The organism is Nocardioides sp. P5_E3 (assembly GCF_054049275.1).
In genome coordinates this window covers 64,890-90,779 of sequence record NZ_JBFUMR010000010.1, presented here as the reverse complement: position 1 = coordinate 90,779, position 25,890 = coordinate 64,890, and the positions used below count along the sequence as shown (strand labels likewise).

At 73.1% G+C, this 25,890-nt stretch carries 23 protein-coding genes; 10 read left to right on the top strand and 13 right to left on the bottom strand.

The annotated features are described in order from the left end of the window. Window positions 1-36 precede the first annotated feature (36 nt). The 6 genes from ACXJKB_RS08310 to ACXJKB_RS08285 all read right to left on the bottom strand — a co-directional run bounded on the left by ACXJKB_RS08310 (window position 37) and on the right by ACXJKB_RS08285 (window position 6,446). Window positions 37-1,386 carry an MFS transporter gene (locus ACXJKB_RS08310; protein WP_457187241.1) on the bottom strand — a complete coding sequence of 450 codons (1,350 nt, stop codon included), beginning with the start codon at window positions 1,384-1,386 and terminating at the stop codon, window positions 37-39. Beyond that, a complete protein-coding gene (locus ACXJKB_RS08305) occupies window positions 1,383-2,003 on the bottom strand; it encodes a flavin reductase family protein (protein WP_457187239.1) in 621 nt (206 codons plus the stop codon). Before ACXJKB_RS08305 ends, ACXJKB_RS08310 begins: the two co-directional genes overlap by 4 nt. Next, window positions 2,000-2,497, bottom strand: coding sequence for an NADPH-dependent FMN reductase (locus ACXJKB_RS08300; protein ID WP_457187237.1), 498 nt, complete (start codon window positions 2,495-2,497; stop codon window positions 2,000-2,002). The genes ACXJKB_RS08305 and ACXJKB_RS08300 overlap by 4 nt, the downstream gene beginning before the upstream one ends. Window positions 2,498-2,580: 83 nt before the next feature. Further along, complete coding sequence (locus tag ACXJKB_RS08295) at window positions 2,581-3,723, bottom strand: LLM class flavin-dependent oxidoreductase (protein WP_457187235.1); 1,143 nt, start codon at window positions 3,721-3,723, stop codon at window positions 2,581-2,583. A 19-nt stretch (window positions 3,724-3,742) separates the two neighbouring features. Beyond that, window positions 3,743-4,969, bottom strand: a complete 1,227-nt coding sequence (locus tag ACXJKB_RS08290) for an SfnB family sulfur acquisition oxidoreductase (RefSeq protein ID WP_457187233.1) — start codon at window positions 4,967-4,969, stop codon at window positions 3,743-3,745. 172 nt (window positions 4,970-5,141) lie between these two features. Continuing rightward, entirely contained in the window at window positions 5,142-6,446 is a 1,305-nt protein-coding gene (locus ACXJKB_RS08285; RefSeq protein ID WP_457187231.1) for an acyl-CoA dehydrogenase family protein, read from the bottom strand. A 163-nt stretch (window positions 6,447-6,609) separates the two neighbouring features. On the opposite strand from ACXJKB_RS08285, the gene ACXJKB_RS08280 reads away from it, so the two are divergent. Continuing rightward, window positions 6,610-7,656, top strand: a complete 1,047-nt coding sequence (locus tag ACXJKB_RS08280) for a LysR family transcriptional regulator (protein WP_457187229.1) — start codon at window positions 6,610-6,612, stop codon at window positions 7,654-7,656. Here ACXJKB_RS08280 and hemE read toward each other — a convergent pair. Further along, the gene (hemE, locus tag ACXJKB_RS08275) at window positions 7,622-8,668 is read right to left on the bottom strand and encodes a uroporphyrinogen decarboxylase (protein ID WP_457187227.1); all 1,047 of its coding nucleotides are present in this window, start codon (window positions 8,666-8,668) and stop codon (window positions 7,622-7,624) included. The genes ACXJKB_RS08280 and hemE overlap by 35 nt on opposite strands. A 71-nt stretch (window positions 8,669-8,739) precedes the next feature. Here hemE and ACXJKB_RS08270 point away from each other — a divergent pair, with 71 nt between their 5' ends. Together ACXJKB_RS08270 and ACXJKB_RS08265 are read left to right on the top strand one after the other, a co-directional pair. Further along, a complete protein-coding gene (locus ACXJKB_RS08270; protein ID WP_457187225.1) occupies window positions 8,740-9,360 on the top strand; it encodes a DUF3000 domain-containing protein in 621 nt (206 codons plus the stop codon). A gap of 4 nt (window positions 9,361-9,364) precedes the next feature. Further along, complete coding sequence (locus tag ACXJKB_RS08265) at window positions 9,365-10,711, top strand: HRDC domain-containing protein (RefSeq protein ID WP_457187223.1); 1,347 nt, start codon at window positions 9,365-9,367, stop codon at window positions 10,709-10,711. A 6-nt stretch (window positions 10,712-10,717) separates the two neighbouring features. On the opposite strand, the gene ACXJKB_RS08260 is transcribed toward ACXJKB_RS08265, so the two are convergent. The 5 genes from ACXJKB_RS08260 to ACXJKB_RS08240 all read right to left on the bottom strand — a co-directional run bounded on the left by ACXJKB_RS08260 (window position 10,718) and on the right by ACXJKB_RS08240 (window position 17,706). Next, a complete protein-coding gene (locus ACXJKB_RS08260; protein WP_457187220.1) occupies window positions 10,718-12,127 on the bottom strand; it encodes an ABC transporter substrate-binding protein in 1,410 nt (469 codons plus the stop codon). Window positions 12,128-12,136: 9 nt separating this feature from the next. Then, window positions 12,137-12,607: a type II toxin-antitoxin system PemK/MazF family toxin gene (locus ACXJKB_RS08255; RefSeq protein ID WP_457187218.1), complete on the bottom strand. Its 471-nt coding sequence runs from the start codon at window positions 12,605-12,607 to the stop codon at window positions 12,137-12,139. A gap of 147 nt (window positions 12,608-12,754) precedes the next feature. Further along, on the bottom strand, window positions 12,755-13,351 hold the full coding sequence (locus ACXJKB_RS08250; RefSeq protein WP_300046782.1) for a hypothetical protein: 597 nt from the start codon (window positions 13,349-13,351) through the stop codon (window positions 12,755-12,757). Between the two features lie 20 nt (window positions 13,352-13,371). Next, window positions 13,372-17,226 carry an ATP-dependent RNA helicase HrpA gene (gene hrpA, locus ACXJKB_RS08245; RefSeq protein ID WP_457187216.1) on the bottom strand — a complete coding sequence of 1,285 codons (3,855 nt, stop codon included), beginning with the start codon at window positions 17,224-17,226 and terminating at the stop codon, window positions 13,372-13,374. A 42-nt stretch (window positions 17,227-17,268) separates the two neighbouring features. Beyond that, entirely contained in the window at window positions 17,269-17,706 is a 438-nt protein-coding gene (locus ACXJKB_RS08240; RefSeq protein ID WP_457187214.1) for a hypothetical protein, read from the bottom strand. 167 nt (window positions 17,707-17,873) lie between these two features. On the opposite strand from ACXJKB_RS08240, the gene ACXJKB_RS08235 reads away from it, so the two are divergent. The 6 genes from ACXJKB_RS08235 to ACXJKB_RS08210 all read left to right on the top strand — a co-directional run bounded on the left by ACXJKB_RS08235 (window position 17,874) and on the right by ACXJKB_RS08210 (window position 23,241). Beyond that, window positions 17,874-18,278: a YciI family protein gene (locus ACXJKB_RS08235; protein ID WP_300046788.1), complete on the top strand. Its 405-nt coding sequence runs from the start codon at window positions 17,874-17,876 to the stop codon at window positions 18,276-18,278. A 4-nt stretch (window positions 18,279-18,282) separates the two neighbouring features. Further along, window positions 18,283-19,506: an RNA polymerase sigma factor gene (locus ACXJKB_RS08230; protein ID WP_457187212.1), complete on the top strand. Its 1,224-nt coding sequence runs from the start codon at window positions 18,283-18,285 to the stop codon at window positions 19,504-19,506. A 39-nt stretch (window positions 19,507-19,545) separates the two neighbouring features. Continuing rightward, window positions 19,546-20,271 carry a response regulator transcription factor gene (locus ACXJKB_RS08225; RefSeq protein ID WP_457187210.1) on the top strand — a complete coding sequence of 242 codons (726 nt, stop codon included), beginning with the start codon at window positions 19,546-19,548 and terminating at the stop codon, window positions 20,269-20,271. Continuing rightward, entirely contained in the window at window positions 20,268-21,692 is a 1,425-nt protein-coding gene (locus ACXJKB_RS08220; protein WP_457187208.1) for a sensor histidine kinase, read from the top strand. The genes ACXJKB_RS08225 and ACXJKB_RS08220 overlap by 4 nt, the downstream gene beginning before the upstream one ends. A gap of 21 nt (window positions 21,693-21,713) precedes the next feature. Further along, the gene (locus tag ACXJKB_RS08215) at window positions 21,714-22,541 is read left to right on the top strand and encodes an SDR family NAD(P)-dependent oxidoreductase (RefSeq protein ID WP_457187206.1); all 828 of its coding nucleotides are present in this window, start codon (window positions 21,714-21,716) and stop codon (window positions 22,539-22,541) included. 130 nt (window positions 22,542-22,671) lie between these two features. Beyond that, on the top strand, window positions 22,672-23,241 hold the full coding sequence (locus ACXJKB_RS08210; RefSeq protein WP_457187204.1) for a DUF402 domain-containing protein: 570 nt from the start codon (window positions 22,672-22,674) through the stop codon (window positions 23,239-23,241). On the opposite strand, the gene ACXJKB_RS08205 is transcribed toward ACXJKB_RS08210, so the two are convergent. Then, a complete protein-coding gene (locus ACXJKB_RS08205) occupies window positions 23,219-24,640 on the bottom strand; it encodes a threonine/serine ThrE exporter family protein (protein ID WP_457187203.1) in 1,422 nt (473 codons plus the stop codon). The genes ACXJKB_RS08210 and ACXJKB_RS08205 overlap by 23 nt on opposite strands. A 79-nt stretch (window positions 24,641-24,719) precedes the next feature. On the opposite strand from ACXJKB_RS08205, the gene ACXJKB_RS08200 reads away from it, so the two are divergent. Next, the gene (locus ACXJKB_RS08200) at window positions 24,720-25,853 is read left to right on the top strand and encodes a glutamate--cysteine ligase (RefSeq protein ID WP_300046799.1); all 1,134 of its coding nucleotides are present in this window, start codon (window positions 24,720-24,722) and stop codon (window positions 25,851-25,853) included. Window positions 25,854-25,890: the final 37 nt, after the last annotated feature.

Sequence of the window (25,890 nt, the reverse complement as noted above, 5' to 3'; positions counted from 1 at the left end):
CTGTCCGCGTGTCTACGCGTCAGCCAGTGTGCACCCTCAGGCCGGGACGCGCTCGGGTACGGGCTCCAGCGTCGGGTCGGCGCTGTCGAGCCCGCGGCCGCGGGTCTCGGGCAGGAACCGCGCGCAGGTCAGCGAGATCGCTGCGACCGCCACGTTGTAGGTCGCGACCCACCACAGGGTCCCGTCACCGCGGGTGACCAGCCACGCCGCGATGAGCGGCGTCAGCCCGGACGCGAGGATGCCGGAGACCTGGTAGAGCGTGCTGAGCGCCGTGTAGCGGTAGCGGGTGTCGAACAGCTCGGACCAGAAGGCTGCGAGCGGCCCGTAGACCGTGCCGTAGATGACGCCGAGGCCGACGACGAAGACGAGCGAGATGGCCCAGCGGTTCTCGGTCTGCACCAGGAAGGCCGCCGGGAAGGCGAACAGCAGGCCGACCCAGGCCCCCACCCGGTAGACCGGCTTGCGCCCGACCCGGTCGCTGAGGGCGCCGGCGATCGGCACCAGCACGACCCCGAGCGCCGCCCCGACGAGGATCGCGTCCAGCGCCCAGCTGCGCGGCAGCTCGAGGTTGGTCGCGACGTAGGCGAGCAGGTAGACCGAGAAGAAGTTGAAGGTGAAGCCCTCGATGTAGCGCGTGCCCATGCCGAGCAGCAGCGGCCGTGGCTGCTCGCGCAGCAGGTCGCGCAGCGGCAGCTTCGAGATCTCCTTGCGCTCCTGGACCTTGGCGAACTCGGGCGTCTCCATGACGGAGAGGCGGATGTAGGCACCGATGCCGAGCAGCGCGATGCTCACCAGGAAGCAGGCGCGCCAGCCCCAGGCCAGGAAGGCCTCCTCGGGCAGCATCCCGGCCAGCGAGAAGGCGCCGGCGGCCAGGACGAGCCCGCCGGGCACGCCGATGTGGGCGAAGCTGCCGTAGAAGCCGCGGCGCCCGGCCGGGGCGTACTCCACGGCGAGCAGCACGGCGCCGCCGTACTCGCCGCCCACGCCGATGCCCTGCAGGACCCGCAGCAGCACGAGGGCGATCGGCGCCCAGACGCCGATCTGGTCGTAGGTCGGCAGCATGCCGATGAGCGCGGTGCCGACGCCCATGATGACCAGGGTCAGCAGGAGCATCTGCCTGCGCCCGATGCGGTCGCCGTAGTGGCCGAAGATCAGGCCGCCGATCGGTCGGGCGAAGAACCCGACGGCGAAGGTCGCGAAGGCCGCGAACTGCGCGGCCGGTCCGTCCAGGCCGTTGAAGTAGAGCTTGTCGAAGACCACCGCGGCGGCCGTGCCGTAGAGGAAGAAGTCGTACCACTCGATCGTGGCGCCAACCGCCGAGGCGAGGGCGACGCGGCGCGGGGACGGGGGTACGTCGGCGGCCGCGCCGGTGTGCTTGTTCCTCATGCCGCGTCCTCCGCGCCATCGCGAGCCGTCGAGCCCGACTCGCGGGCACCCCGGTCGACCTCGGCGCCGTTGATCCGGCCGTCGAGGCGGGAGGGGTCGAGGTCGTCGCGGTGCAGCTTGGCGAACGTCGAGCGGTGGAACACGAGCGGGTGCTCGCCGCCTCCCGCGCCGACCTCGTGCACCTCGAGCAGCACGATGACGTGGTCGCCGGCGACGACCTCCTCGTGCAGCGAGCAGTCGTAGGTCGCGACGGCCTCGTCGAGCAGCACCGCTCCGTTGCCGGTGACCTTGAACGGCAGGCCGGCGAAGCGATCCTCGCGCGGGCCGGCCAGCTGCCGGCACACCGCGTCGTGGTGGTCGGCCAGCACGCTGATGCCGAGGTGCTCGGCCTCGCGCAGCAGCGGCCAGGTGGAGCTCGAGGTGGCGATGGAGAACGACACGAGGGGCGGATCGATGCTCACGGAGGTGAACGACGACGCGGCGATCCCGGTGAGCTGTCCCTTCACCGACGCCGCGACGGCGACGACCCCGGAGGGGAAGGCGCCGAAGGCGTCGCGCAGGGCGCGCTGGTCGATGGCCGGGACGGACGTGTCGCGGGACTGGGCGTGTGCGGTCATGCGGACGACACCTCCAGGGAGGGGGTGGGAGCGGGCAGGGTCGGCAGGAGCTGCTGCGCGCTGGCGAACCACGCGTCGTACGTCTCGGGCCGGTCGTGCTCGGAGTCGAGGACGTAGAGCCCGCGCGTCGGCACGGACGCGCCCAGCTCGACGAGGAGCGGGCGGAGCCCGTGCTCAGTGGCGAGCGAGTGGACCGGTGACGCGCCGAGCATCAGCGGGATCGCTGTCACGCCGCCGAGCCCCTGGTGCGGGAAGCGGTCGAGGAACGCCTTGAGCAGCCCGGTGTAGGTCGCCTTGTAGGTCGGGCTGGCGACGACCACCACCAGGCTGGAGGCGACCTCCTCGACCAGCTCGGTGACGCGTGGCGCACCCCAGTCGAAGAGCTCCGAGGCGTGGTCGGCGAGGTCGACCACGAGGTCGGCGCCGCCGAGCCGGTCGGCGAGGATCAGCGCGGACTCGTACGTGCGCGAGCGTGGCTTGGGGTTGCCGACCACGACGGCGACTCTCGCACTGCCCTTGAGGTCCCCGCGGCGTTGTTCGGGGGAGCGAAGCGGAGGAGAAGAAGGTCGTGGGGTACTCATGAGGCGGCCCGCTGGCCGCCGAACGGCACTGACGCGCTGGCAGCGACCGGGGCCGGGTTGGTCCACAGGCCCCGCTTCGCCAGCACCGGGAGCACGCCCTCACCGAAGTGGTAGGCGCCCTCGAGGTGCGGATAGGCCGAGAGGACGAACTCCTCGATGCCGAGCGCGGCGTACTCCTCGATCCGGTCGGCCACCTCCTCGTGGCTGCCGACGAGCGCGGTGCCGGCCCCGCCGCGGACCAGGCCGACGCCGGCCCAGACGTTGGGGTGGATCTCCAGGCCGTCACGCGAGCCGTTGTTGAGGGCGAGCATGTTCTGCTGGCCGACGGACTCCGACCTCTTCAGGCCCTCCTGCACGCGGCGGATCTCGGCGTCGTCGATGCCCTCGAGCAGGCGGTCGGCCTCGGCCCACGCCTCCTCGGAGGTGTCCCGGTTGATGGTGTGCATGCGGATGCCGAAACGCACCTCGCGCCCCTGCTGCTCGGCGAGCTCGCGGATCCACGCGATCTTCTTCGCCACGGCGGCCGGCGGCTCGCCCCAGGTGAGGTAGACGTCGGCGTGCTTCGCGGCCACCAAGCCGGCGGCCGGCGAGGAGCCACCGAAGTAGATGCCCGGGACCGGGTCGGGCAGCTGCTGGAGGCGTGCCTGCTCCACCCGCAGGTGGCGGCCGGCGAAGGTGACCTCGTCACCGGTCCAGAGCCGGCGGACGATCTCGAGGAACTCGTCGCAGCGCTCGTAGCGCGCGTCCTTGTCGAGGAAGTCACCGTAGGCGCGCTGCTCGTGGGACTCGCCCCCGGTCACCACGTTGAGCAGCAACCGGCCGCCGGAGAGGTTCTGGAAGGTCGCGGCCATCTGGGCGGCCAGCGTCGGCGAGGTCATTCCCGGCCGGAAGGCGACGAGGAACTTGAGCCGCTCCGACAGCGGCGCCAGCATCGCGGTGGTCAGCCACGCGTCCTCGCACCAGGCGCCGGTCGGGGTGAGCGCGGCCTCGAAGCCGAGCTGCTCGGCGCTGCGGGCGATCTGCCCGAGGTAGGGAACGCTCGCGGGGCGTCCGCCGGCGCCGTGGGAGACGCCGTGGCCGCCGCTGACGACCTGCCGGCCGTCGCCGCCGTTGGTGGGCAGGAACCAGTGGAACTTCATCGATGATCCTTTCGCGGGGTCAGAGCTGGCCGTGGTTGGGCGGCGGAGTGCCGTCGGCGACGTACCTGCCGAGGTGCTGCACCTTCCAGGCGGCCGGGTCGTGCAGGGTGTGGGTGCGGGCGTTGCGCCAGTGGCGGTCGAGGTTGAGCGAGTCGAGGGCCGAGCGGGTGCCGGAGACCTCGAAGAGCCGGCTCGACACCTCGACGGACACCCGCGCGGAGTGGGCTCGTACGGCGGCCACGGCCAGGCTCGCGGTCGCCGCGCTGTCGGCGGTGAGGTCGGCGTCGGCCGCGTCGACGGCCCGGGCCGCCTCGCGCAGCAGCGCCTCCGAGGCGCGTACGTCGAGCTCCATCTCGCCGAGCGCCTGCACGACCAGCGGGTCGTCGGCCGCCCGGTCCACGCCGGCGTCCGGGTAGGGACGCGACGTGGTCCGGACGAACTCGGCGGCCTCCGTGAGCGCCGCGCGGGCGATGCCGACGTCGAGGGCGGCGTGCAGCACCTGCGCGAAGGCGCCGTAGGTCTGCGGGCCCTCGAAGGTCAGGTGGTAGGGCGTGATCCTGTCGGTGGTCACCTCGACCTGGTCCAGCTGAACGGTGCCGCTGGCCGTGGTGCGCTGGCCCATGCCGTCCCAGTCGTCGGTGACGCTGACGCCGGGGGCCTGGCGCTCGACCCAGGCCACGTGGAGCGGGCCGGTGCCGGGCGCGGCCAGCGTGTCCTGGCGGGCGAGCACCGGGATCCAGTCGGCGAAGAGCGCGCCGGTGCTGTAGCCCTTGGTGCCGCTGAGCGTCCAGCGCCCGTTGCCGGCCGGCGTGAGCGTGGTGCGGATGTCGCGGACGTGCTTGGTGCCGACCTCGGACTGCGCGTTGCCGAACCGCTTGCCGGTCAGCACCTCGCGGAAGAAGAACCACCGCTGCTCACGCGTGCCCTGGTGCCGCAGCGCGTTGACGTACACGAAGTGGCTGTGCGGCACCTGGGCCACGCTCGGGTCGCCGGTCGCGAGGATGCGGAACACCTCGGCCAGCGTCTCGACCGGGAGCCCGGCGCCACCGTGCTCGGTCGGCACCGTGACGGCGAGCAGGCCGGAGGCCGAGAGGCGGTCCAGCTCGAGCCCGGGGAGCAGGCGGTCGCGGTCGCGCTCGAGCGACGTGGCGGCGAGCCCGGTGGCGATCTCCGTGGCGACCGCGATCGCCACGTCGTGGGACAGCACCGGGACGGCCCCGACCTCCGGGACGACGGCAACGCTCATCTCTCCTCCAACACAAACTCTATTGATCTTGTAGACAAAGGTAGCAGCGACGATGCGCCATCCGTGGACCGACGTCGCGCGGGGATGTCGAGGGGGTGGAAGGTGGTGCCTTGCAGGCAACGCAAGGCACCGCCCCCCACCCCCTCCGGGGCCGGTGCGTGACCGGTCGGTCTCAGCCGGCGGCGTCGCCCTGGCGGGGCCGGGTGTCGTCCCAGTCCTGGCGACGGCGCGTCCCGCCGATCGACCAGGCGTACGGCGGCGGCGTGCCGTTGACGACGTGGGCGCCGACGACCCGGGCCTTGAGGATGCGCGGGTTGTGCGAGGCGACCGTCCGGGCATTGCGCCAGTGGCGGTCGAGCGCGAGGGGCCGGGCGGTCGCGGAGGCACCCAGCGCGTCGAAGAGGTCGGAGGTGGCCCGCAGGACCAGCTCAGAGACCGCAACCTGGGCGGTGGAGGACTCGATCTCGCTCGTCTCGACGAGGGCCGCGATCTCCTCGGCGCTCGCGAGGGGCGCGTCCGCGACGGCCTGGATGCTGCCTGCCACCCGCAGGGTGGCGGCCTCGGCGGCGTAGACCGCTGCGGCGATCCCGCCGACCAGTGCCAGCACCTGGGCGTCGTCGCGCACCCGCGGCGCGTTGGCGTGGGAGAAGTTGCGGGTGCGCTTCTGCACGGCGTCGACCACGTCGCGGAGCGCCGCCTTGGCGATGCCGGTGAGCGTGGCGAGGAGGTTCAGCTGGTAGAACGCGGTCTGGTAGGGGAACCGGTCCTCGAACGGCAGCACGTGGTCGGCCGGGACGCCGACGTTGTCGAACGTCGTCGTGCCGCTACCGGTGCCCTTCTGGCCGAAGCCGTTCCAGTCGTCGACGGTGCGCACGCCCGGGTCGCGGGTGTCGACGAGCGCGATCGCCGTGGGATCCTCCACCTCGTCGGGGTGCCCGGGCAGCGCCAGGCGCGCGTGCACGTCGGTCCACTCCGCGAAGATCGTGCCGGTCGTGTAGTACTTCGTGCCGTCGAGCCGGTAGGACCCGTCGGCCCGCGGGCGCAGGACGGTGCGTGGCAGGTCGATGTCGGACCCGACCTCGGACCAGGCGTTGCCGGCCATCTCGCCGGCGACGAACCGGTCGAACCACACCCGCTGGTCGCTCGTGCGGGCGTGGTGCCACAGCCGGTCCTCGACCAGGGCGAAGTGCCCGCGGAAGGCCTGCGGCAGGTTGGCGTCGACGGCGGCGAGCTCGATCCACAGCCGGGCGAGGCTGACGAGGTCGAGCCCGCCGCCGCCGGACGCGGCCGGCACGCGCAGCGCACCGAAGCCCTCGGACTTGAGCAGGCGGACCGCCTCGACGGGCAGCTCTCCGTCCACCTCGCGCTGGAGGGCGCCCTCGGAGATGGACGCGAAGACCGCGCTCCAGTCGGTGGACCGGGGTTCGGTCGCGGAGTCGGTCCGGCGTTGGGTGGGCCGGACACGCAGGGTGGTCATGGGTGAATTCCTCCCGTTTTGTATAGTTACTTAGTAGACTTTAGGGAATCGACGTCGCGGACACGAACTCCCGGTAGCAGGTTTTGCCGTCCACCCCGCGACCCGACCGACCCGACAGCCCCACCCAGACAGCCAGACCAGACCCCCCCGGCAGGAGCAGAGCGTGCGGATCGAACAGCTGGAGTACCTCGCGGCGGTGACCGAGCACGGCTCGCTGCGCCGCGCGAGCGAGGCGATGCACATCTCCCAGCCGGCGCTGAGCGAGGCGGTGACCAAGCTGGAGAAGGAGCTGGGCACCACGCTGCTCGACCGCCGCCGCACCGGGTCGCGGATCAGCCGGCAGGGACTCGACCTGCTCCAGAACATGACCGAGGTCCTCGAGGCGGTCGACCGGCTGCGCCAGGCCGCGGGCCAGCAGTCCGCCCGACGGCGCGACCTGCGCATCGGCACGGTCGTCACCGCGTCAGCCAGCCTCCTCGCCCCCGCCCTGCGGGACCTGCACGCCCGCCACGGTTCGGGCGGCGTCGAGGTCGTCAACGGTCGGCAGGTCGACATCCAGCAGGGTCTCGCCGAGGGATCGCTCGACCTGGGCCTGGTCAACGTCCTGCCCGGCGACGAGGTGCCGCCGACGCTCGTCGCCGACCGGCTCATCGAGGGCACGCCGGTCGCGTGCCTCCCAGTCGGGCACCCGCTGACCGCCAAGGAGCGGGTCACGGTGGACGACCTCCGCGCCGAGCCGCACGTCCTCATGCGCCCCGGCTTCGTGATGCACCGCTACGCGCACCGCCTCTTCGCCGGCAGCCTGCCGGGCACGACGTACGCCACCGACGGGGCCGAGATGGGCAAGGCCATGGTGGCCGCCGGGCTCGGCATCTCGGTGCTGCCCGACTTCTCGATCGTCGCCGACCCGCTCGTCGAGGCGGGCGTGCTCACCACGCGTCCCATCCAGACCGACCAGACGACGGTGACGCTGCTGATGCTGCGCCGCCGGGCCGAGCGGGTGCCCGAGCCGCTGCGCGACCTGCAGCGGGCACTGGTGCGCCAGGCCCGGATCTACCTGTCCTCGGTCGAGCTGCCGGCCACCGCGTCCGACCCCGCCACCGAGACCCCGGCCGAGCTGGTCGCGGAGCTGGTCGCGGACCTGACGCCGGTGACGCCGATCAGCCTCGGCGAGGCTAGAAGCCGTGCACGAACTCGGTCAGCGCCGTGAGCTGACCCGGGTCGGTCGAGGGGATGACGCCGTGACCGAGGTTGAAGATGTGGCCCTTGGCGTGCCGCCCGGCCTCGATGATCTCGGCCGCCCGCGCGGTCATCACCTCGGTGGGCGCGAAGACCAGGGTCGGGTCGAGGTTGCCCTGCACCGCCCGGTCGCCGACCAGCGGGATCGCGTGCTCCAGCGGCGTACGCCAGTCGACACCGACCACGTCGGCGCCGGCCTCGCCCATCAGGCCGAGCAGGTTGCTGGTGCCGACGCCGAAGTGGATCCGCGGCACGCCGAGCTCGCCCGCCGCGGCGAGCACCCGCTCGGAGTGCGGCATCACGGAGGCGCGGTAGTCGGCCGGGGTGAGGGCACCGGCCCACGAGTCGAAGAGCTGCACGGCCGAGGCCCCGGCCTCGACCTGGATGCGGAGGTAGGCCGCGGCGATGCCGGCGATCTTGCGCATCAGCGCGTCCCACACGTCGGGGGCGCCGAACATCATCGCCTTCGTCTTCGCGTGCTCCTTCGACGGCCCGCCCTCGACGAGGTACGACGCCACGGTGAAGGGCGCGCCGGCGAAGCCGATCAGCGGTGTGGCGCCGAGCTCGGCGACGAGCTGGCGCACGGCCTGCGAGATGTAGGGGACGTGCTCGTCCGTGAGGTCGGGGATGGCTTCGACGTCGGCCATGGTGCGCACCGGTGAGGCCACGACCGGGCCGACACCGGGCTTGATGTCGAGGTCGACGCCGACCGCCTTGAGCGGCAGCACGATGTCGGAGAAGAAGATGGCCGCGTCCACGCCGTAGCGGCGTACGGGCTGCAGGGTGATCTCGGTGACCAGGTCGGCGTCCATGCAGGACTCCAGCATCCCGATGCCCTCGCGCACCTTGAGGTACTCCGGCAGGGAGCGACCCGCCTGACGCATGAACCAGACCGGGGTGTGGGACGGCACCTCGCCACGCGCCGCCGCGAGGAAGGGGCTCTGGGCCAGTCCGGGATGGGGCGTGCGCACAGCGTCGGTCACCCGCGAATCTTCGCAGGTCAGGCGGCGTGGCGGCACATCGGCGGAGCCGGGCGCTGGCCTACTCTGACCTCATGGTGGCCCGTCACGAGACCCACCCGGGCAACGCTCCCGCGGCTGGGCCCGCGGAGTTCCGCGCGGCTGTGGAATCGATGCGTCGGGCCTCGCTGCGCCCGGAGGTCCTCTGCGAGGAGATGCCCGCGCCGCAGCGGATCGCGCCGTGGTCGTCGGCACTGAGCGGCGACGTCACGGTCGACGAGGAGGACCTCGGCACCGGGCGGTTGATCCTGCTTCACGACCCCGCCGGCAACGACGCCTGGGACGGCACCTTCCGCTGTGTGGCCTACGCCCGCGCCGACATCGACCCCGAGCTCGGCTCCGACCCGATGCTGGCCGCCGTCGGCTGGTCGTGGCTGGTCGAGGCGCTCGACGCCCACGGCGCCGGCCACCACGCCGCGTCCGGCACCGTCACGTGCGTCACCACCGAGAGCTTCGGCGGGATGGCCGACGAGGCCGGCACCGCCCAGGTCGAGATCCGCGCCTCGTGGACGCCCGACGTCGACGAGGACGGCGGGCTCGACATGACCCCCCACGTCGAGGCGTGGGGCGAGCTGATGTGCACCGCTGTCGGGCTGCCGCCGGTGCCCGAGGGCGTGACGGCCATCCCCAGCCGACGCGGGCAGCGCGGCACCTGACCCGATGCCCGACAACGCGGACCACTCCCCCGCCGGAGCCCGACTCGAGGGCGAGCCGGACGACTCCGTCGACGCCGCACCCGCCACCGGACCCGATTCCGGGCTGGACGGGACGCCGGTCGAGGACGACGCCCCGCCGCCGCCTGCGCCGCTGCTCGAGCTGCGCGACGGCCTCCCCGACGTGGTCGACACCGACGAGGGCCTGCTCGAGGCGTGCGCCGCGCTGGCCGCGGCGACCGGGCCGGTCGCCATCGACGCCGAACGGGCGTCCGGCTACCGCTACTCCAACCGCGCCTACCTCATCCAGCTGCGCCGCGAGGGGGCCAGCACGTGGCTCGTCGACCCGATCGGGATGACGACCCTGGCCCCGCTCCAGGAGGCCCTCGAGGGCACCGAGTGGATCCTGCACGCCGCGACGCAGGACCTGCCGTGCCTGCGCGAGGTGGGCCTCACCCCGACCAGCCTCTTCGACACCGAGCTCGCCGGCCGCCTCCTCGGCTACCCCCGCGTCGGGCTCGCCACCCTGGTGGAGACGGTGCTGGGGCAGCGGATGCGCAAGGAGCACTCCGCGGCCGACTGGTCGACGCGCCCGCTGCCCACGCCCTGGCTCGAGTACGCCGCTCTCGACGTCGAGGTCCTCGTCGAGCTTCGCGACCACATGGCCACCGAGCTCGAGCGGGCCGGCAAGGCGGAGTGGGCGCGCCAGGAGTTCGACCACCTGCTGGGCTTCGAGCCGGCCGTCCGCGTCGACGCGTGGCGTCGTACGTCCGGGGTGCACCGCCTGCGCGGGCGACGCTCCCTCGGCGCGGCGCGGGCGCTGTGGGAGGCCCGCGACTCCATCGCCGCCGAGCGCGACGTGACCCCCGGCCGGATCCTCCCCGACTCGGCCATCGTGGTCGCGGCGACGGTGATGCCGACCGACCGCCGGGCGCTGCTGGCGACGCAGGGCTTCCACGGCCGAGGGGCCAGCCGCTACGCCCCGGCCTGGGTGGAGGCGCTGCGCCAGGTCCGCGAGATGGACGAGGACGACCTCCCCTCCCGCGCCCCGCGCGGCGACGGCCCCCCGCACCCCCGCACCTGGGCCGACCGCGAGCCGGTCGCCGACCGCCGCTTCAAGGCCGCCCGCGAGGCGATGCTCAACCTCGCCGAGGTGCACCACCTCCCGGTGGAGAACCTCCTCACCCCCGACTACCTCCGCCGGCTGATGTGGGCGCCGCCGGCGACCCGGGAGCCGGCCGAGCTCGCCGAGGCCGTCCGCGCCCAGCTGGCGTCCTACGGCGCCCGGCCCTGGCAGGCCGGGCTGGTCACCGGCGCGCTGGTCGGCGCGATCCTCGGCGCCGAGCGCGAGTAGCGCCGCCTACTCCGACGGGGACTCGCTCGGGTCCTCCGTGGGCTCGGGCGACTCGGTCTCCTCGGGCGCGAGGATCTCCTGGGAGGTCTGGTCGATCTCCTCGGTCGTCGCCTCGAGGTCCAGCGGGCCGGGGGCCGTGACGAGCTGCTCGAGCAGCGGCGTGACCGCCTCGATGAGCTCCTCGCGCTGGTCGATGAACGGCGGCACCACCATGTAGCGGATGCTCTGGTTGTAGACCTCGGCGCTGGCCGGCTCGTCGTCGGGAGCGAGGAACTCCGGCGAGGCGGCGACCGAGGTGTTGGCCGGGACGATGTAGCCGGTCGAGGCGACGGTCGCGATCGCCGCGTCGGACACGGCGTAGGCGATGAAGTCGGCGGCGTCGTTGATCACCTCGGAGTCCGCCGAGATGCACAGCCCGCTGATGTCGCCGACGGTGGCGCGGGTGTCGATGGTCGGCATCGGCAGCACGTCGAAGTCGAGGTCGTCGGCCTCGCGCATCTCCGGGACGAGGTTGCGGAAGCCGGCGACCATCGCGAGCTCGCCCCGCTTGAAGAGCTGGACGGGCGTGGCGCGGGCGAGCTGGGCGTTGGTCGGCGTCAGTGACGAGTCGCGCAGGATGAAGAGCGTCTGGCTGAGCGCCTCGCGCGTGTTGTCGTCGGAGAAGGCCAGGGACGTCGGCTCCTGGTCGTCGTCGAAGACCTGGCCGTCGCCGGAGTAGATGAACGGCGCCAGCCCCTGCAGGGTCGGGTCGATCCAGACGCCGCGCGGGTCGCCGCGACGCGACGCGAACCGGGCGGCCGCCTCGAACTCGGCCAGGGTCCAGCGCTCGCGCTTGCCCTCGTCGGTGACGCTCGGCACGTCGAGCCCGCGCCGCTCCATCTTGTCGAAGTCGACGAGGTCGGTGTTGTAGTAGACGACCATCGGGGACACCGAGTAGGCCATGCACTGGAGCTCGTCGTCCATCGCGAAGGCGTCGACTGCGTCGCGGGAGAAGCGGTCGCCGAAGTCGACGCCGCGCTCGTCGAGCAGCAGGCTCACCGGCTGCAGCGCCTCGCCCTCGACGAGCTGGTCGAGGTCGATGCGCGAGGTGAGGAAGGCGTCCGGCGCGTTGCCGGCGAGCACGTCGGCGAGGGCGGACTCGTGGTCGGGCCACGACTGCAGGGTGACCTTGCGGGTCGTGGAGGAGGCGTTGAAGGAGTCCACGACGCTCTGGAAGGCCGCGACCTCCTCGTCGGTGCCGTAGGCGCCGAAGGTGACCTCGCGCGGCTTCTCCGTCGGCTTGCCGGACTGCCCGTTGCTCGGCGACCGGGTCGGCTCGGGCTGGGGCTCGGCGTCACCGGAGCACGCAGCTGTCGTCAGGGCGACCGTGAGGGCCGTCGCGAGCAGGGCGCTGCGGCGGAAGGAGGGGCGAGACACGGGCAGACCCTATCGGGACAGACCACGCCGAGCCTCGACGACGGCAGTGAAGATCGTCTCGTCCAGCGCGGCCCCCTCACGTCGTACGCCGTCGCGCTCGAGGCGGATCAGCCGGTCGAGGCGCACCTCGCTGGGCCGGCCCTGGGAGTCCCACCCGCCCGTGCCGACGTCCATCCAGTGCCGGCCCCAGCGGGCCTCGTCCTCGGCGTCGCGGTCGTGGTCCTGGCTGCTGAGCATCAGCCCGACCCAACCGTCCCCGTCGGTGTCGAGGACCAGGACGGGCCGGTCCTTGCCCTGGCTCGGGTCGTCCTCGTAGGGGACCCAGGCCCACACGACCTCGCCGGGGTCGGGCTCGCCGTCGCGCTCAGGGGCGTACGTCGCACCGGGACCGGGGGCGGGGGCGGACGTGGTGCCAGTGGCGGTCGTGCCGGGCCTGGAGATGCCCGAGATGAAGGCGCCGATGCGCTTGCCGATGCTCACCCCGGGAGCCTAGACCGGACGCCGACACCATCCGGGTGAGTGAGTGCGCCGGACCGGGAGCGCCTCACGGCGCGTGGCCGCTCGTAGCGGCTAATTTTGGGACCCGGGGCTGCCACAGCCCGACGCACTCACGGATATTTTAACGCCTCAGGCGAGCTTGTCCCTGATTTCCACGTGTCCGGCGGCCTCGAGCTGCTCCGACAGGGTCAGCATCCGGGTGATCTCCCCATGCGAGGCGCTGCCGAGGGCGGCGCGGCCGGCAGCGACGATCCGGGCAAAGGCGGCGGCGCGGAAGAGGGTGACCGCGAAGTCGCCGCGCGTGATCCCGCGCAGCACCTCGTCGACCATCAGGCGCAGCTCGTCGGGGCCGGGCGGGTCGGCGACCCCGGCGACGACGCGGGCCACGTCGACGCGACGCTGCCCGGCCTCGTAGTCCCTGGCCACCCGGTCCGGGTCGGCGTGCACCCACGAGCGGAGCAGGAACAGCCGCCACAGGCTCCCCGCGAGCGTGTCGGCGGGAGCGCCCGACCACACCTCCGCGAGCGTCTCGAGGCCCTCGGTGTCGGCGAGGTGGACCACGCGCTCGGCCAGCTCGGGGTCGCCGGACTCGCGGGCGCCCCGGACGAGCACGGTCGCGGCCAGGTCGCCGGCCTCGCGCACCTGCGCGGGGTCGGCTCCTCCCACGATGTCGGCGAAGAACCCGTCGCCGGGCGTCATCGGGCGGTGGTGCTGGCGGCCGGTCACCGGTCCAGCCTAGGACGCGGCTAGGAGGAGGCCCGCGCCATCACCTTGCGGATGCGCTGGTCGCTGACCTTCTCCCGGGTGCCGAGCTGCTGGGCGAAGAGCGAGACGCGGTACTCCTCGAGCATCCACCGCGCGTCGCGCAGGTGCTGCGGCACGGGCTGGCCGTCGGGCACGGCCGCGACGGCGTGCAGCCACGCCTCCTGGAGGCCGGCGAGCTGGTCCATCAGCTGGCGGTCGCGCGCGACCTGGCCGTCGAGGCGCTCGCGGCGGTGGGTCACGGCGCCGAGGTAGCGCGGGTAGTCGCGCAACCGCCGGACGCCGGCGTCCCCGACGAAGCCGGGGGCCATCAGCCGGCCGACCTGCGCGCGCATGTCGGTGAGGGCCGGGAGTGTCATCAGGTCGGCGCGCCCGGAGATCGCCTTGTCGGTGGTGCGCCACGCCTCCAGCACCCGCATCACGTCGTGCACGGCCGGGCCGATCCCCGACGCGACGGCCTCGCGGGAGGCGGCCACCACGGCGTCGTACGCCGCCTCGTCACGCACGGTGGGGTGCTGGTCGACGACCTCCCCGACGATGCCGGCGCGCACGTCGGCGAGGAGGTCGGCCACCGACGGGTAGGGCGACCCGACGAGGGCGAGCTTCGCGCGCTGGTCGAGGCCGGCCGCGGCCAGCACCTCGTCGACGGGGTCGGCCGGGCCGAGCGCGAGGAGCACGAGGCGGCGTACGCCGAGCCGGTGGTGCGCCGCGGCCTCGTCTGCCGTGGCGAGCACCTGCAGGCCGACCGTCGCCCCCTCGTCGACGAGGGCCGGGAAGCCCCGGACCTCGTGGCCCGCGCGGCGCTGCACGAAGGACTCCTCGACCGTGCCGAAGGTCCATGCCGTCTGGCCGGTGGCGGTCACGCCGGAGTCGGACGCGACGTCGGCCATCGCCTGCTCGAAGGTGGGCCGCAGCGGCTCCTTGAGCGCGTCGAGGTCCTTGCCGCGACCGGCCTCGGCGCCCTTCTCGGTCATCACCCGGTAGGTCGGTCGCAGGTGGGCGGGGACCTTGGACCAGTCCCACGCCTCGCGCGGGATGACGAGGCTGCGGGTGCTCCGCGCGAACCGCTCGAGGGCGTCGAGCAGCGGCTCGGCCCCCGGCGGCGTCGCGTCGAGGAACTCGCGGGCGGTGTTGGGTGCGGGCACCATCGCGACGCGGAGGTTCTTGGGGAGCGAGCGGATCAGCTCGGTGACCAGCTCCTCGCGCAGCCCGGGCACCAGCCACGAGAAGTCGTCGGCCTCGATGCGGTTGAGGGTGGCGACGGGCACGTCGATGGTGAGCCCGTCGTCGGCGGCGCCGGGCTCGAAGTGGTAGCTGATCGGGAAGGTCAGCCCGGCCTCGTCGCTGTCGTGCCACTGCGTCGGGAAGTCGTGGGCGCGCACCTCGCCGGCCGTGTCGTGGGTGAGCATCTCGGGGTCGAAGGTGAGCAGGTCGGGCTTCTTCTGCCGTGCGCGCTTCCACCACTGGTCGAAGTGCTGCCCGCTGACGACGTCGGCGCCGACGCGGGCGTCGTAGAACTCGAAGAGCGTCTCCTCGTCGACGACGATGTCGCGGCGTCGGGCCCGGTGCTCGAGCTCCTCGGCCTCCTCGAGGAGGCGGGTGTTCTCGGCGAGGAACCGGTGCCGGGAGTCCCACTCCCGCTGGACGAGGGCGTGCCGGATGAAGAGCTCGCGGGCCAGCGGCGCGTCGATCCGGCCGTACTGCACGAGCCGGTCGGCGACCAGCGGGACGCCGTACAACGTCACCCGCTCGCGGGCCATCACCGCCGCGCGCTTGCGGGACCAGTGCGGCTCCGAGTAGGTCCGCTTGACGAGGTGGGCGCCGAGGCGCTCGGCCCACTCGGCCTTGATGGCGGCGTTCTGCCGGGCCCACAGGCGCGAGGTCTCGACCAGCTCGGCGCTCATCAGGAAGTCGGGGTTGCGGCCCTTCAGCACGCTGCCGGGGAAGACCGCGAAGCGGGCGTTGCGGGCACCGAGGTACTCCCGCATCGGGCGCCGCTCCCCCGGCTTGCCCTTCTCGCGCTCCTCGAGCGCACCGATGTGGCTGAGCAGGCCTGACAGCAGCGCCTGGTGGATGCCGTCCTCGTCGGGGGTGTCCGACGGGTGGCCCACGTCGAGCTTCATTTCCTTGGCCACCTGGCGCAGCTGGGACTCGTAGTCCTGCCACTCGCGGATCCGCATGTAGTTGAGGTGCTCGCGCTTGCACATCCGGCGGAACGCGCTCGAGGACAGCTCGCGCTGCTGCTGCTTGATGTGGCGCCAGAGGTTGAGCCAGGTGAGGAAGTCGCTGGACTCGTGCTTGAAGCGGGCGTGCTGCTGGTCGGCCTGCGCCCGCTGCTCCTCGGGGCGCTCGCGCGGGTCCTGGATGGACAGCGCGGCGGCGATGACGAGGACGTCGCGCAGGCAGCCGAGGCGCTCGGCCTCGAGGATCATCCGGCCGAGCCGCGGGTCGATCGGCAGCCGGGCCAGGCGCTGCCCGACCTTCGTGAGGCGCACTCCCGGACGGGACGTCATGGGCTTCCCCGGTCCGGACCGAGGATTCTCATGACGCTGCGGATCGGGATCGGTCGAGATCGCGCCGAGCTCCTCGAGGAGGTCGGTGCCGGCCTTGACGTTGCGGCGGTCGGGCGGCTCGACGAACGGGAAGCGGGCGATGTCGCCGAGCCGGAGGGAGGCCATCTGGAGGATGACGCTGGCGAGGTTGGTGCGCAGGATCTCCGGGTCGGTGAACTCCGGGCGCGCCTCGAAGTCCTCCTCGGAGTACAGCCGGATCGCGATGCCCTCCGACACGCGGCCGCAGCGCCCGGACCGCTGGTTGGCGGAGGCCTGGCTGATCGGCTCGATCGGCAGCCGCTGCACCTTCGTGCGCACCGAGTAGCGGCTGATCCGCGCGACGCCGGTGTCGACGACGTAGCGGATGCCGGGGACGGTCAGCGACGTCTCGGCGACGTTGGTGGCGAGCACGACGCGGCGCACGATCGAGGAGTGGCTGGAGAAGACCTTGTGCTGGTCGGCGGCGCTGAGGCGGGAGTAGAGCGGCACGATCTCGAGGCGGTCACTCTTGAGCGCGTCGAACGCGTCGGCCGTGTCGCGGATCTCCCGCTCGCCCGGCAGGAAGACGAGCACGTCGCCCGGTCCCTCGGCCGACAGCTCGCGGACCGCGTCGAGGATCGCCTCGGTCTGGTCGCGCTGGACCGGGTCGCCGTCGTCGTCGCTCTCCGGCAGCTCCAGCAGCGGTCGGTAGCGGACCTCGACGGGGTACGTACGACCGGAGACCTCGACCACCGGCGCCCTGAAGTGCGCGGCGAAGCGGTCGACGTCGATCGTGGCGCTGGTGATGATCACCTTGAGGTCGGGCCGGCGTGGCAGCAGCCGCCTCAGGTAGCCGAGCAGGAAGTCGATGTTGAGGCTGCGCTCGTGGGCCTCGTCGATGATGATCGTGTCGTACTTGCGCAGGTCGCGGTCGCGCTGCAGCTCGGCCAGGAGGATGCCGTCGGTCATCAGCTTGACCCGGCTCGCGCGGCTGGTGCGGTCGGTGAAGCGCACCTGGTAGCCGACGACGTCGCCGAGCTCGGTGCCGAGCTCCTCGGCGATCCGCTCCGCCACCGACCGGGCGGCGATGCGGCGCGGCTGGGTGTGGCCGATCAGCTTGCCGCCCCCGGCCGACCCGAGTCCGCGGCCCAGCTCGAGGCAGATCTTGGGCAGCTGGGTGGTCTTCCCCGAGCCCGTCTCGCCGGCGACGATGACGACCTGGTGGTCACGAATGGCAGCGGCGATGTCGTCGCGGCGCGCGGAGACCGGGAGCTCGGCGGGATAGGTGATCTTCACAACGGGCGCCATTCTCGCCCACGACGGCAACTGGATTCGCCGCCGGCCACCACCTCAGGAGCTGGAGCCGTCCTCGTCGTCCGGCGGCGTGGTCGGCTGGACCTGGCCGGGCGCGCCCGGAGGGCCACCGTGCATCGGGCCACGGCCACCGAAGTCGTCACCGTCACGGCCCATCGGTCCGCGCTGCTGCATCCAGCCGTCGCGGTCGTGGTGGTCGTTCGTGACCGCCTGGACCGCCGTCACGCCGAGCCCACCCACGATCACGCCGGCGAGCGCCGATGCGACGAGGGCGGCGAGGCCGAAGCTGCGGCTGCCGTCGGAGGAGCGCAGCGTGCGGAAGCGGTCGCGGAAGCCGCGTCGTCCCGACCCGGCCGCAACGGGTGCGGTGGGTGCGGCGGCCGCGTCCTCGGACGGCGGCGGGGTGGGCAGTGCGGACTGCTCGCCCGCGGGCCGCACGGGCTGGGTCTCGTCGCGGGAGTTGTCGTCGCTCATGGGCCTGAGCGTGCGCGTCGTACCTGTGCGGGGCCTGTGGGCGGACCCTCAAGCGCCCCAGAGACCGGCGAGAAAAAATGGTGTCGGGGATGTCGAGAAGCCCCGCGCGGCTCCGTCCCCGGGGTGGACGCAGCCACAATGGGCCGCACCTGACTAGGAGCACCGACATGCCGAAGTACCTGATCCTCAAGCACTACCGCGGCGCGCCCGCCACCGTGAACGACGTCTCGATGGACCAGTGGGCGCCCGAGGAGGTCGACGCGCACATGAAGTTCATGGACGACTTCGGCAAGCGCTTGGAGGACAACGGCGAGTACGTCGACGCGCAGGCCCTCTCGCCCGAGGGCGCCTGGGTGCGGGCCGACGAGCAGCGCCAGCCGGCCACCGACGGCCCGTTCGCGGAGACCAAGGACCTCATCGCCGGGTGGTACGTCGTCGACGTCGACGGCTGGGACCGTGCCGTGGAGCTGGCCGGTGAGCTGTCGCTGGCCCCGGGCAAGGACGGCAAGCCGATCCACGAGTGGCTCGAGGTGCGCCCCTTCTACGGCGCCCCGTCCGCGACCGACGCCTGAGCCGGTGACCCCCGCCGACGCGCCCCCTGCCCCCGGGGCCTTCGACGGGGCCTTCGACACGGCCACGCTGCGACCGCTCGTGCCGGCGGTCATCGGCGTCCTCGTCCGCCGCGGAGCCGACTTCGCGACCGCCGAGGACGCCGTGCAGGAGGCGCTCGTGGAGGCGTGGCGCACCTTCGGCGCCCCCGGCGCAGTGGACCGCGCGGAGCCGCCGCGCGACCTCAAGGGCGGGCTGGTCACCGTCGCCTGGCGGCGCTTCCTCGACGTCGTACGGTCCGAGACCGCGCGGCAGCGGCGCGAGGTCGCCGTGGACCTCGAGCCGGAGCGGGGTCCGGCCGAGACGGCCGACGACACGCTGCGCGTCTTCTTCCTGTGCGCCCACCCGGCGCTGACACCGGCCTCGGCCGTCGCGCTGACGCTGCGCGCCGTCGCCGGCCTGACCACCCGGCAGGTCGCCGAGGCCTACCTGGTGCCCGAGGCGACGATGGCGCAACGCATCAGCCGGGCGAAGCGGACCGTCTCGGGCGAGGCGTTCGACCGGCCGGGTGACCTCACGACGGTGCGGCGCGTGCTCTACCTCGTCTTCAACGAGGGCTACTCCGGGGACGTCGACCTCGCCGCCGAGGCGATCCGGCTCACCCGCCAGCTGGCCGCGCTGGCCGGCCCCGACGGACAGGACGCGGAGACCGACGGCCTGCTCGCGCTGATGCTGCTCCACCACGCGCGACGACCGGCGCGCCTGCGCGACGACGGGACGCTCGTCCCCCTCACCGACCAGGACCGCTCCCGGTGGGACACCGGGCTGATCGAGGAGGGCGTCACCGTCCTGCAGGCCGCGCTCGCCCAGCAGCGACGCGGCGAGTACCAGCTCCAGGCGGCCATCGCCGCGCTGCACGCCGACGCCCCCAGCGCCGCGGAGACCGACTGGGTGCAGGTCGTGCAGTGGTACGACGAGCTGCTGGCGCTCACCGGCAGCCCGGTCGTGCGGCTCAACCGCGCCGTGGCGGTGGGCGAGGCCGACGGCGCCAGGGCCGGCCTCGCGGCGCTCGCCGAGGTCGACCCCGACCTGCCCCGCCACCGCGCCGCGTCGGCGTACCTCCACGAGAAGGACGGCGACCTCGTCACGGCCGCGCGGCTCTTCGCCGAGGCCGCCGGGCTCGCGACCAACCTCGCCGAGCGGACCCACCTGACCCGGGAGGCCGCCCGGCTCAACCGGGCAGCCCGCTGACAGGCGTCGCACAGCAACCTCACAGGTTGCCCCGGCAGGATGCCGTCCGTGCAGCAGCTCACCCGCCCCGACGGCTCCCCCGTGCGTGTCCTCGTCGTCGACGACGAGGTCAACATCGCCGAGCTCCTCGCGATGGCCCTGCGCTACGAGGGATGGGACCTGAGGATGGCGCACAGCGGGGGCGACGCCGTCACCACCGCGCGCGACTTCCGGCCCGACGCCGTGGTGCTCGACATCATGCTCCCGGACTTCGACGGCCTCGAGGTGCTGCGCCGGATGCGCGCCGACGGCAGCGACGTACCCGTCCTCTTCCTGACCGCCAAGGACGCCGTCGAGGACCGCATCGCCGGCCTCACGGCCGGCGGCGACGACTACGTCACCAAGCCGTTCTCGCTGGAGGAGGTCGTGGCCCGGCTGCGCGGGCTGATCCGGCGCGGCGGCACGGCGGCGCAGGCCGAGGCCGGCAACCTCCTGGTCGTCGGCGACCTCACCCTCGACGAGGACAGCCACGAGGTGCACCGCGGCGGCGACGAGATCGCCCTGACCGCCACCGAGTTCGAGCTGCTGCGCTTCCTCATGCGCAACCCGCGGCGGGTGCTGAGCAAGGCGCAGATCCTCGACCGCGTCTGGCAGTACGACTTCGGCGGCCAGGCCAACGTCGTCGAGCTCTACATCTCCTACCTGCGCAAGAAGGTCGACGCCGGCCGCGAGCCGATGATCCACACGATGCGCGGCGCCGGGTACGTCCTGAAGCCGGCGTCGTGACGCTCGGACCGCGGCGGCCGCTCACCCTCACCGCCCGGCTGGTGGCGGTGGTCGTGCTGCTGGTCGCGGTGACGGCGCTCCTCATCGGCACCGCGACGACGCTGGCCATGCAGCGCAGCCTCGACCAGCGCCTCGATGCGGACGTGCGCGACGCGACCCGCTTCGCCACCGGCCCCCGTCACCCTGACCGCGACGGCGACGACTTCGGCCCGGGGCAGCAGTTCGGCTCGTTGCAGGCCTACCGGCCCGACTCCGGCGACTCCTGGGGAACGGTGCTCTCGGAGCAGCAGGGCGCGAGTCCGTCCGCGTCCACACCGCTCGATCCAGCCCAGCTGGCGGCCCTGGCCGGCCTCGACGCCGGTCGTGACCCGCAGAGCGTCGACCTGCCCGACCTCGGCAGCTACCGCGTCCTGGTGACCGACCTGCCGGGCGGGACGGTCGTCGCCGGACTCCCCCGCGGCGAGGTACGGGAGACCGTCGAGAGGCTCGTCCAGCTGGAGCTGCTGACCGGCCTGCTCGGCGTGATCGCCGCGGCGGGCGTGGGCATGGTCGTCGTACGCCGTCAGCTCTCGCCGCTGCGCGAGGTAGCCGCCACGGCGCACCGGGTCGCGGAGCTGCCGCTGGCGTCCGGGGAGATCGAGATGGCCGAACGGGTGCCGGAGCGGCTGACCGACGAGCGCACCGAGGTCGGCCAGGTCGGATCGGCGCTCAACGCCATGCTCGACCACGTCGAGCACTCGCTCGGCCAGCGGCACCGCAGCGAGCAGCAGGTGCGGCAGTTCGTCGCCGACGCGTCGCACGAGCTGCGCACGCCGCTCGCGACGATCGCCGGCTACACCGAGCTGGCCCGGCACCGGCCCGAGACCGGCGGCACCGCGCTCGCCAAGGTCGAGACCGAGTCGGCGCGGATGACGGCCCTCGTCGAGGACCTGCTGCTCCTGGCGCGCCTCGACTCGGGCCGGCCGCTGGAGCGGCGGTCCGTCGACCTCTCCCGGCTGCTGCTCGAGGCGGTCGACGACGCCCGCGTGGTCGACCCCGACCGGTCCTGGCGCCTCTCGCTGCCCGACGAGCCCATCACCGTCACCGGCGACGAGGCCCGGCTGCACCAGGTCGTGAGCAACCTGCTCGCCAACGCCCGCAAGCACACGCCGCCGGGCAGCACGGTGACGGTGACCGGCACGGCAGGTGCCACCGGCGCCGGCTTCACCGTGCACGACGACGGCCCGGGCTTCCCGCCCGACCTCGCACCCCGCGCGTTCGAGCGGTTCACCCGCGGCGACGCCGCCCGCACCCGGGGCGGTGCCGGCCTGGGGCTGTCGCTCGTCGAGGCGATCGTCGGCGCCCACGGCGGTGCCGTGACGCTCGACAGCCGGCCCGGCGACACCACGATCGCCGTCGTCCTGCCCTCCCCGGCGGCGTAAACGCCAGTTACCGTGGGCGGCATGAGCCTGACCACCCTCACCGACAAGGTCGTCGTCATCACCGGTGCCGGATCGGGGATCGGTCGTGCGCTCGCGCTCCGCAGCGCACGGGCGGGCGCCCTCCTCGCCCTGTCCGACTGGGACCGCGACGGTCTCGCCGAGACCGTCGCGCTCGCCGAGCAGGCCGGCGCGGCGAAGGTCCGCCAGGACGTCGTCGACGTCTCGGACCGGGCAGCGGTCGCTGCGTGGGCGGCCGGCGTGGTCGAGGAGCTCGGCCGCGTCAACCTCGTCGTCAACAACGCCGGCGTGAGCGCCACCGGCGACTTCTCCGACCTCACCTACGACGACCTCGACTGGATCGTCGGCATCAACTTCTGGGGCGTCGTCCACGGCTCCAAGGAGTTCCTGCCCCACCTCGTCGCGAGCGGCGACGGCGCCCTGGTCAACATCTCCTCGCTCTTCGGGTTGGTGTCGGTGCCCGGCCAGTCGGCGTACAACGCCACGAAGTACGCCGTCCGCGGGCTGACCGAGGCGATCCGCGAGGAGATGCTCGTCAACCGCCACCCGGTGACGGTCACCTGCGTCCACCCCGGCGGCATCCGCACCGGGATCAGCCGCCACGGCCGCAAGGCGGCCGGCCTCGACGCGGCCCGCATCGACGCGCTCTTCGAGAAGAAGCTCGCCAAGATGTCGCCCGACCGAGCCGCCGAGATCATCCTCGACGGCGCCCTCGCCGGGAAGCCGCGCGTCCTCGTCGGCCTCGACGCGCACCTCATCCACCAGTTCGGTCGGATCGCGGGCGCCCGCTACCAGGACGTCGTCGCACGCCTCGCCGCCCGCACCCGCTGACCGGGCACTTCCTCGCGCATCACACCGCCGACCGGGCACTTCCTCGCGCTGAGCTGTCCCCGTTCCGCGAGGAGGTGCCCGGTCGACGCCTCCTGGCGCGAGGAGGTGCCCGGTCACCTAGGTTGGGGACATGGATCCCGGGACCGCCATCCGCTGCGAGACGAGCAAGTGGGGCGACCGGCCGCACTGGCAGTTCGACGGGTTATTCCTCGGCTCCGACGAGCACGGCGACTGGCTGGGCTTCCCGGCGGGCACCCACAACCACCGACCGGGCCACGAGTTCCACTCGGCCGTCGAATGCGTGACGCTGGTCCAGCCAGGGCAGTGGCACCTGCCGACGTTCCAGGCGCCTGGGATCTGGTGCGACCTGTACGTCGATGTCACGACGCCCGCCGTCTGGGAGGGCGAGGTGCTCCGCGCGGTCGACCTCGACCTGGACGTGATCCGGCTGCCGGACCCCCTCCCGCCCGTGGGGTCCGCCCCCTGGGACGTCCCTCCGGCCGGGCCGGGCGAAGTATTCGTCGACGACGAGGACGAGTTCGCCGAGCACCAGGTCGCCTACGGCTACCCCGCCGACGTCGTGGCCGCGGCGCAGGCCAGCTGCGACGCGCTGGTCGTGGCCGTGCGCGCCGGCCTGCCGCCGTACGACGGCACGCACCAGCGCTGGCTGGCGGAGCTCACTCGCCTGACGTCCGCCTGAGGGCACGCCGCTCGGAGCGGGTCATCGCGCGGAATGGTCCGACCAGGCGAGGCCCGGCCAGCCGGCTCTCCAGCTTGCGCGCCTCGCGCTTGAGCGGCTGGGCGACGTACTCCCCGAGGATCACGCCCGAGGCGAGCGCGATGGCGACCGAGATCGCCGTCATCAGCGCGAGGATTCCCTGGGAGACGAAGAAGCCGCCCTCGGCCAGGAACGTGAGGCCGCGGTAGATCGAGAGGCCGGGCAGGAACGGCACGATCGCCGGCACCGCCACGACCAGCGGCGGCACCCGCACCCGGCCCGCGACGGCGTAGGCCACGAGGCCGATGAAGAACGCGGCCGCCCCTGCCGACATGATCCGGCCGAAGCCCAGCAGAGCGACCCCCTGCGAGATCAGCGCCGCGACACCGGTGATGAGGGCGATCGGCACGACCGCACGCCGCGGGGCGTACGACGCGATGCTGAAGGCGGCCGCCGACACCGCCGCACCGCCGAGGACCGCCGGGAGCTCCGAGACACCGAGCGCCCCGGGGATGAGCTGGCCCAGCTCGAGCCCGATCCCGTCGGCCACCGAGATGCCGAGCGCGACGCCGGCGATGATGCCCGCGGTCGCCATCATCGCCTCGATGAGGCGGGCGCTGGAGGTCAGGTAGAAGCCGGTGAGCGCGTCCTGCACGGCTCCCATCAGACCGATCCCGGCGAGCAGCAGGATGATGTTGGCCGTCACGACCAGCGACGGGTCGACGTCGATCGGTGTCGCCGCCACCGCCCCGGCCAGCAGCGTCGCGATCGCGCCGCCGGCGACCTGCAGGTAGAAGTACGGCAGCCGCCGTCGCGCCAGCACGATCTGCACGCGGTCGATGAGGCCGGCCGCCACGGCGGCGGTGACCGACACCACCGGCCCGCCGCCGAGGAAGACGCCGACGGCCGCGGCCATCACCATCCACGCGACCGTCACGGCCCAGCGCGGGAACGCGTGCCCGAGCGAGACGATGGTGGCCATCCGCGACCGCGCGAGGTAGAGGTCGGCCTCGTCGGTGAGGACGTCGCGCACGAGGTGGTCGACCGCGGTGAGGTCCTCGTAGTCGATGTCGCGCTGCTGCACGTGGCGCACCATGAGGGTCGGTACGTCGTCCAGCGAGCGCTGGTAGCTCATCGACAGGGCCGTGAACGTCACGTCGATCTCGGCCGCGCGCAGGCCCAGGTGGTCGGCCACCGAGCGCATCGTCGCGGTCACGTCCGCGGCGCCCGCGCCCGAGGACAGGAGCATCTCCCCGATGCGCAGGCAGAGGTCCATCGTCAGGTGGATCTCGCGGGCCCGTTCGGCCTCGAGCCGGGCCTCCAGCTCGGCCTGGGGATCGTCCTCTTCGGGCGTGCGCGCTCGTCCGTCCTGCTGGTCCACCCGGCCATGGTGACAAAGGCCGGATCCCACTCGGCACAGGGGTGAGCCTTCGCCGCCTGGGCGTCCCTAGACTCGACGCATGCGCATCGACTTCCACGCGTCGCCCGAGCCGACGCTCGGCGTGGAGTGGGAGCTCGCGCTCGTCGACCGGGCCAGCCGCGACCTCGTCAGCATCGCCTCGGAGGTGCACGAGCTCGCCGGCGGTCGGCTCGAGCGGCCCGAGCGGCTGCACAAGGAGCTGCTGCGCAACACCGTCGAGATCGTCACCGGCATCTGCGACACCGTCGGGGAGGCCGTCACCGACCTGCGGGACACCCTCGCCGTCGTCACGCCCGCCGCGGCCGAGCTTGGCGTGGACCTCCTTGGCGCCGGGTCGCACCCCTTCGCCGACTGGTCGCACCAGCAGCTCACCGAGGGCCACCGCTACGCCGAGCTGATCAACCGCACGCAGTGGTGGGGTCGCCAGATGCTGATCTGGGGCGTCCACGTCCACGTGGGGATGCCCGAGCGCGACCGGGTGATGCCGGTCCTGGCGTCGATGCTGACGACGTACCCCCACCTCCTCGCGCTCTCGGCGAGCTCCCCGATCTGGGCCGGCCAGGACACCGGTTACGCGTCCAACCGGGCCCTGATGTTCCAGCAGCTGCCGACCGCGGGGCTGCCCTTCGCCTTCGACACCTGGTCCGAGTTCGAGAAGTGCATCGCCGACCAGACCACCACCGGCATCATCGACTCGATGTCCGACGTCCGCTGGGACCTGCGCCCCGCGCCGCACCTCGGCACCCTCGAGCACCGGGTCTGCGACGGCATGTCCGACCTGGGCGAGCTCGCCGCCCTGACCGCGCTCGTCCACTGCCTCGTCGTCGACCTCGACACGCGGCTCGCGGCCGGCGAGGACCTGCCGACCCTGCCGCCGTGGCAGGTGCAGGAGAACAAGTGGCGCGCCGCGCGCTACGGCCTCGACGCGATCATCATCCTCGACGACCACAATCGCGAGCGGCTGGTCACCGAGGACCTCGACGACCTGCTCGAGCGGCTCACCCCCGTGGCCAAGCGGCTCGACTGCGAGGCCGAGCTGCGCACCGTCGCCGACATCCCCGTCCGCGGGGCGTCCTACCAGCGCCAGCGGGCCGTCGCCCGTGAGTCGGGTGGCGACCTGGTCGCGGTCGTCGACGCGCTCGTCGCGGAGCTCGCCCACTCGCTGGAGTCCTGACGCCCCTTCGGCCGCGCGCCCTTGTGGCGGGTCACCG